At 61.1% G+C, this 7,448-nt stretch carries 4 protein-coding genes; 3 read left to right on the plus strand and 1 reads right to left on the minus strand.

Annotation, left to right across the window (positions count from 1 at the left end; genetic code table 11):
• Positions 1–1,281 precede the first annotated feature (1,281 nt).
• Positions 1,282–1,746 carry an Lrp/AsnC family transcriptional regulator gene (locus HBJ59_RS14400; protein WP_167663926.1) on the minus strand — a complete coding sequence of 155 codons (465 nt, stop codon included), beginning with the start codon at positions 1,744–1,746 and terminating at the stop codon, positions 1,282–1,284.
• A 159-nt stretch (positions 1,747–1,905) separates the two neighbouring features.
• Between HBJ59_RS14400 and HBJ59_RS14405 the strand changes: the two genes are divergently transcribed.
• From HBJ59_RS14405 to HBJ59_RS14415, 3 genes are all read left to right on the plus strand, one after another.
• Positions 1,906–3,732 (plus strand): tyrosinase family protein, encoded by a 1,827-nt coding sequence (locus HBJ59_RS14405; RefSeq protein WP_167663927.1) that lies wholly within the window; start codon positions 1,906–1,908, stop codon positions 3,730–3,732.
• Positions 3,729–5,465 carry a hypothetical protein gene (locus HBJ59_RS14410; protein WP_167663928.1) on the plus strand — a complete coding sequence of 579 codons (1,737 nt, stop codon included), beginning with the start codon at positions 3,729–3,731 and terminating at the stop codon, positions 5,463–5,465. Before HBJ59_RS14405 ends, HBJ59_RS14410 begins: the two co-directional genes overlap by 4 nt.
• 65 nt (positions 5,466–5,530) lie before the next feature.
• On the plus strand, positions 5,531–7,138 hold the full coding sequence (locus HBJ59_RS14415; RefSeq protein ID WP_076016356.1) for a hypothetical protein: 1,608 nt from the start codon (positions 5,531–5,533) through the stop codon (positions 7,136–7,138).
• The last annotated feature ends 310 nt before the right edge of the window (positions 7,139–7,448 follow it).

Below are 7,448 nucleotides of genomic sequence, written 5' to 3' on the forward strand. Positions count from 1 at the left end.
GTCACTTTTGAAAGGAGCCCAAAAGTAACCAAAAGGCTCTTGCCCCACCACTCGGCACCTCGCTAATGCTCGGTGTGCCCTCAGCTCCGGCATTACTCCGCGGGCCGCCGCGACGGGGCGTCCCTGCCCCGTCGCGGCTAAACCGGCGTCCTGCCGGTTTACCCGCTCCGTACTGCCTACGTTCGGCCAGCGTGGTTTAACGGGGCGCCTGAGATCAAGATCAAAAGCAGATCAAGAGCACAGCGGCCTACAGGCCGGCTTGAGTGTGGTGAAGCAACAGCAACAGCAGAATCAAAAGCTAAAGCGGGCACGGTCCAAATGTGGGAGCGGGCTTGCTCGCGAAGGTCGTTAACGATGACGCTGGCATTCTGGATGAACGCGGCGGTCTCAGGTTTTTCGCGAGCAAGCTCGCTCCTACAGAGAAGCAAGCCGGCCGGGAGGCTTGAGTGTTGTAGAGCAACAGCAAAAGCGAACGCGGTTCAAATGTGGGAGCGGGCTTGCTCGCGAAGGTCGTTAACGATGACGTGGGCATCCTGATTCAACGCGGCGGTCTCAGGTTTTTCGCGAGCAAGCTCGCTCCTACAGAGAAGCAAGCCGGCCGGGAGGCTTGAGTGTGGTGAAGCAACAGCAAAATCAAAGGCGGGCACGATCCACTGTAGGAGCGAGCTTGCTCGCGAAGGTCGTTAACGATGACGTGGGCATTCTGGATGAACGCGGCGGTCTCAGGTTTTTCGCGAGCAAGCTCGCTCCTACAGAGAAGCAAGTCGGCCGGGAGGCTTGAGTGTTGTAGAGCAACAGCAAAAGCGAACGCGGTCCAAATGTGGGAGCGGGCTTGCTCGCGAAGGTAGTTAACGATGACGCGGGCATTCTGGATGAATGCGGCGCCCTCTGGTTTTTCGCGAGCAAGCCCGCTCCCACAGAAAAACAGCTCTGCATTCGCTCTGGCTTTTGATCTGGCTTTTAACACTCAAGCCGGCCGGTAGGCCGCTGTGCTCTGCTTTTGATCTGCTGTTGATCTTGATCTGACTGCCCCATTCAGCCCGAGGCCGAACGCAGGTATTGAGGAGCGGGTAAACCGGCAGGACGCCGGTTTAGCCGCGCCGGGCCATGGATGGCCCGTCGCGGCGGCCCGCGGAGCAATGCCGGAGTGAGGGAACACCGAGCCTAAGCGAGGTGCCGACAGGCGGGGCAGAGCGTTTTGGTTACTTTTGCGCTTTTCAAAAGTGACCCGCTGTAAGAGCGGAACCATAAGCCGCCGTTACCGCAGCAACGGATATGTACTCAAACCAAAGCCCCCGGCAACGGCAGTTCATAGGACTTCTTAACCGTCCTGACCACCAAAGTAGACGAATAAGTACGAATCGGAATATCCCGGTAAATGTCTAAAAACCGATAGATATAATCAGTGTACTCAGTGGCATCCCGAAACTTCGCCACCATCACAAAATCAAACTCCCCGGTCAGCAAATAACAGTCCTGAATCTCCGGATGACTCGCCAGGATATGCTGCATCTTGCGGTCGATATCATTACTGTCCCTATCAAGCTTAATCAAAAAGAACGCCGTCACCTGAATCCCAAGCTTGCGCTCATCCAGCACGGCCACTTTCGCCTTTATGATCCCGACACTCTCCAGCCGCCTGATACGCCGGTAACAACTGGTCGACGACAGCCCCACACTGTCACTCAACAACTCCAGACTCTGGCAGCAATCCCTTTGCAACTTCCCCAGAATCTTCAAATCCATGGCGTCTGTCATTTTTTCCATATCTTCCTTGAAAAAACTGCAATGAATCCACCGTAAACACCCGCCAATTTGCACAAATCCTGCGCAGCGGCGCACTAACATCAATCCAGCTTAGCAGCCCAGCCAAATCAGGCACTGGGGCGGCATGAGAGGGATCTTATGATAGTCGCGAAACCGACATGGGCCACCGACATCCACGGCCTCTTCAGCACCCCCTACTGGATACCGCCCGCCCAACGCGCCGCCGTCGCCGCCTCATGGGTGGGCTGCATGAACGCCTACTTCGTATTCCTCGAAGACCCCGCCTCGGTCAAGACCTGGTCCGAAACCATCTACCAGCACCTGGCCTCCCGCAGCATGCCGCTGACTCTCGACCAGCAGCAGTTCTGGCCCATCGACGCACTGGAAACCTTCAGGCTGTGGGTCAACCAGGGCTGGCGCCTGACCCCCAGCTCGCCGTTCGATGTCGCCGAGCGCATTCCCCCGCCCGACCTGCCCCACCCGGTCAAACGGGTACGTCAGGACATTCGCGCCCTGACACAGGAACAACTGAACCTGTACCGCTCGCGCCTGGATGATGTGATGCAAGTCGCCGACCCCGACAGCGGCTCGCCCTGGCAGCGCTACGCCTACATCCATACCAACTGGTGCCTGCATTACCAGGAAGCGTTTGCCCTGTGGCATCGGGCCTATCTGCTGTACCTCGAAGCGCTGATCGACTGCGCGATTCCCTATTGGGACTGGATGGCCGAAGACGCCAGTGTCGACGGCAGCCCCCAGGCCGGTTTGCCCCAGGCGTTTCTCGATGAAACCTACGTACACCCGCACACCGGTGAAGTGCGGCCGAACCCGCTGCGTTACGCGGCGGCCAAGGACGGCAGTTCGAAGGTGTGTGCCAGGGGCGATGTCAACGGCGTGGACTGCCGCTTCGTGCAGCGCAACCCGCTGTTCTATACCCAAGGCGAGCCGTTCCGCCGTGAGCGTACTGAGTTGTATGCCATGAGCCGGATTTTCCAGCAGCAAGTGGTCGACGCGCTGAAGTTCACCTCGTTCAGCCAGCCTCAAGGTGTACCGGGTTATCCATGGGCGAATATTCCGGTGTTTGACCCGCCGCAAAAAGACCACCTGTACCCCAACCGCGCCCTGAATTTCGACGGGCTCTACGAGCAGCCCCACGACAACTATCACGGCTGGATCGGCGGTGACATGGCCGACAACGCCTACACCGCATTCGACCCGGTGTTCAGTTCCTACCACGCCAATATCGACCGGATGCTGGAAGTGTGGATCCGTGCCAACCCGGCGGCGCAGTACACCACCCAGTGCCTGCTGCAGCCGTTTGCCGGGAGTGGGGCCAGCACCGTCACGTTCACCAGCGCGGATGCCTGGCGCTATACCACCTTGGGCGATATGGCCCAGGACAGCCGCCATATCGGCTACGACTACGGCACGCCCGTCGCCCCACAGTTTGGTGCGACCAAGGCCGCTGCGAAGGCGTGCTGCCCACACAGTTCGGTACCCGCCCCGGCCACCGGCAACGCGGCCGGGCTCGGGCCGTGGGTGGTGTTCGACCATGTGCGCTGCACCCACGACACCTACCTGATCGACGTATTCCTCAACCAGCCCGACGCCACACCGCAGCAGGTGAGTGCCGACAATCCGCACTATGTCGGGCGCTTCAGTCGCATCGGCATGGGCCTGGTGGATGACAAGGGCCGTTGCATCACCCACGGCGTGTGCCGCGCGTTGAATGCCGCGCGCAATGCCAGGGTGCTGAACCTTCTTCCCACCGACACTACCCAGTTGTCCGTGGTTGTAACCCATCTCGATAGTGCCCGGGTGTTGACGCCGCAAGAGTACGCGCCGCTGCCAGGCTTTATCGCCCAACTGGTGTGGGACGACCCGCGCCAGGCCATGACCGGCCCTGCCCCCAGTGCCGGTTGCTGCGCTGCTTCCACCCACACAACACCTGGAGAATCGCCATGAGCACGCCCTTCAAACAATTCACCTCCCCCGCCGGGCAGGCACCCAAGGACTACAACAAGCTGGGCCTGGAAAACCAGTTGCCGCAGTTTGAAACAGACTGGAACAACGACCTCACCGGCTGGACCCAATCCGCGATCATCGGCAACCCGTGGTCGGGCCTGTATGACGCGCCGCGCTCGGGCTATTACAACCCGCTGGTGGAAGGCTACGGCCCCACCACCCTGCCGGCGATCATCTGGGCGCCCTTCCCCAACCGGCTATGGACGTTTTTCTACAACAACGGCACTGCGGTAATCCCGCAATTGGGCGGCAAGGCCATGACCCTGCAACAGGTGATGGAACTGACCGACAACGGACAGATCACCCTCAACAACACCCTCTACACGCTCTACGATCCGAACAAGCAAGGCACCCTGTTGCAATTGCCCGCCACCCGTTGCCCCAGCATCGACTGGCAAGGCAAGTACAAGGATTTCTCGCCATCTGGCCCGCGTGGCTGGCTTGACGAATACTGCGAGTGGTCCATCGTGCGTGATGCCGACGGCAACATGCGCAAGATCACCTTCACCTGCGAAAACCCGGCGTATTTCCTGGCCATGTGGCGCATCGATCCGAATGCGGTACTGGGGCTGTATCGCGACTACATCGACCCGCAGGTGCAACTCGAAGACCTCTACCTGCGCTACACCGCCGACTGCCCGACCGGCAAAACCGGCGATCCGGTCATCGACCCCACCACCGGCCAACCGGCCTACGACACCGTCAACAAATGGAACGCCGGCACCGCCTGCGTACCTGGCCAATACGGCGGTGCGATGCACCTGACCTCCGGTCCCAACACCCTGAGTGCCGAGGTGTACCTGGCCGCCGCCGCGACCATTCTGCGGCCGGTAAGCAGCAGCCAGAATTCCGAGGCGTTGATCTGCTGCGCGCAATACGGGCAGAACTACCGCAACTCCGACCCGCATATCGGTTTCTCGGCCAACGGCGTGGCGGTGAATAACCGGCTGTCCCTGACCAATCCCATCGGCCTGTACCTGCAACAACCCACCGACTTCTCGGCGTGGAAAGGCCCCCAAGGCCAGGACGTCAGCCAGTACTGGAAGATTACCCGTGGCGCCGCCAAATCCGCCGTCAACGGCTCCGACCAGATCCTGCAAGCAGTGTTTGAAGTGCCGGTCAGCGCCGGGTTCTCGATCAACGACATCACCATCAGCGGCCAGTCGATCGACTATGTGTGGGTGATTGCCCAGCAGTTACTGGTGGGCCTGAGTGTGACCACCACGCCGATCAGCCCGACGCCGGATTCCTGCCCTTGCGTGACGGATCGGGTCAACGGCGTGCAACCCTGGCCGGTGCAACTGCTGCCGGTGGATCTGTTCTACGGGCAGTCGCCTACCGACTTGCCGGCCTGGCTCGCTCCCGGCACCAGCGGGCAGTTTGCCCTGGTGGTGCAAGGCGCCGACCTCAAGACCACCGCCGAGACGGCGCGGGTGCAGTTTTCCAATCCAGGGGTGACGGCGCAGGTCACCCGGTTCCTGCCGGATGCCTCGGCCATCCCCGGGCAAACCAACTCCGGTGGCACCCAGGGCTACCTGCTGACCATCACCGTAAGCCCCACTGCCGCACCGGGGCTGGTGACGGTGCGCGCGCTCAACCCGGGCGAAGCCGATAACCCAAGCGCAACGGAACACCCATGGGAATCCGGATTGGCGCTGGTGCCTGGCGCCTGACTGATACCGCCCATCAGCCGCACCCACCCAGGGTGCGGCTTCACCTGCTTGCAAGGAACGCGATGATGTCCAGGTTACGTTTGAGTGTTTTATCGCTGCTGACCAGTGTGGTGCTGAGCCTGTTCGCCATGCAGGCCGCCTACGCATCCCCCACTTCCGACGCCGACGCCTGCGTGCAGCAACAGTTGGTGTTCAACCCGAAAAGCGGCGGATTCCTGCCGGTCAACAACTTCAACGCCACCGGTCAGAGCTTTATGAATTGCTTTGGCTGGCAGTTGTTCATTGCCCTGAACTGGCCGGTGAATCCCGGTTGGCCCGCCACGCCCGCCCTCGCGGGTGAGCCGGACATGAACAGTACCCCGGCGCAATTCGGTGTACCGCCCGCCTCCGGCCAGCCAATGAGCGTGGCGCCGGTATGGGCCAGCTACAAGGACGCCAACGATATCTTCCTGCCGGGCGCGCCCGCGCCCACCGGCTGGGGCGTGCAAACCCTGGTGCCGTCCAATTGCAGCACCCAGGGCAGCCTCAAGGCGATGTCGGTGGGTGCGCGCAAGTTCATGACCGCCACCTCCGAAAGTGCGATCAACGCCCGGCATGGTTTTCACTTGTCCAGCGGCACCCTCGCCTCGATTCCCGACCCGATCATGGAAGCCTCCGGCGGCTGGCTGACGGACCAGTCGCAGAACCTGGTGTTTTTTGAACGCAAGGTGGGCAAGGCCGAGTTCGACTACATCGTCAGCAAAGGCCTGTACGACGCAGCCAACCAGCTGACAGTGGCGCAGAACCTCAACAACCAGAACCCGGGCGGGCTTTCCCTGCCTATCGGTGAACCCATGCGCTCGCTGCCGACCAACCCGGTGCCGCAGGAGCAACTGGGGGCCTTGGAGGTCAAGGCGGCGTGGCGGATCCTCACTGGCAAACCCGAGCTTTACGGACGCTACCTGACCACCGTCGCCTGGCTGAAAAACCCGGCCACCTTGCAGTGCACCCAGCAAGTGGTGGGCCTGGTGGGCCTGCACATCATCAACAAGACCCAGGCCTCACCCAACTTCATCTGGACCACCTTCGAGCAGGTGGACAACGTGCCGGAGCCCAACCAGGTGCCGCCACAACAGACGCCGCCCGACGGCTTTGCCTTCAACAACCCCAACTGCGGTACCGGCCCCGAATGCACGCCAAACGTGGCGCGTATCCAGTGCAAACAGCAGCATCCCGACCGCGACTGCACCGAGCCGTTTCCACGGGATGCGCCCGTGCAGACCACCCGGGAACATCCGCTGCCCACCGCACTGCAGGCCCTGAACGGCGCGGTGCAGGCCAACTTCGCCCAGCAGAGCCAGGGCAAGTCGGTGTTCCAGTACTACAAACTGATCAACGTACTCTGGACCCTCAGCCCCAACCCGCCCATCCAACCGGAACCGGGTGTCGGTGCGCCGGTGCCGCTGTCCTACGGGCCGTATATCAGCGAGGGCAACGTACCGGTGGCCAACACCACTTTGGAGACCTACGTCCAGGGCGATAACTGCAACGCCTGTCATCAGTACGCGACCATCGCCGGCAGCTCCACGCTGGCCTCGGACTTTTCGTTCCTGTTCAACAGCGCCGACTCGGCCAGCAAGAAAAGCCTGGTCAAGCGCGTGAAAGCCTTCCAGACCCTCAAGGACCAACCCTGAAGGCCTTCTGTAGGAGCGAGCTTGCTCGCGAAGGTCGTTAACGATGACGCTGGCATCCTGATTCAACGCGGCGCTCTCAGGTTTTTCGCGAGCAAGTTCGCTGCTGGGTGTATATCCGTTATTTGGGTGATGGCGGGTATTGGTTCCGCTCTTACAGCGGGTCACTTTTGGAAAAGAGCCCCAAAAGTAACCAAAAGGGCTCTTGCCCCACCACTCGGCACCTCGCTTGGGCTCGGTGTGCCCGAACGCAGGCTTTGGAGCCTGGTTTAACGGGGCGCCTAAGATCAAGATCACAAGCAGATCAAGGGCA

Source organism: Pseudomonas sp. AN3A02 (assembly GCF_011765255.1).
Lineage (GTDB): Bacteria > Pseudomonadota > Gammaproteobacteria > Pseudomonadales > Pseudomonadaceae > Aquipseudomonas.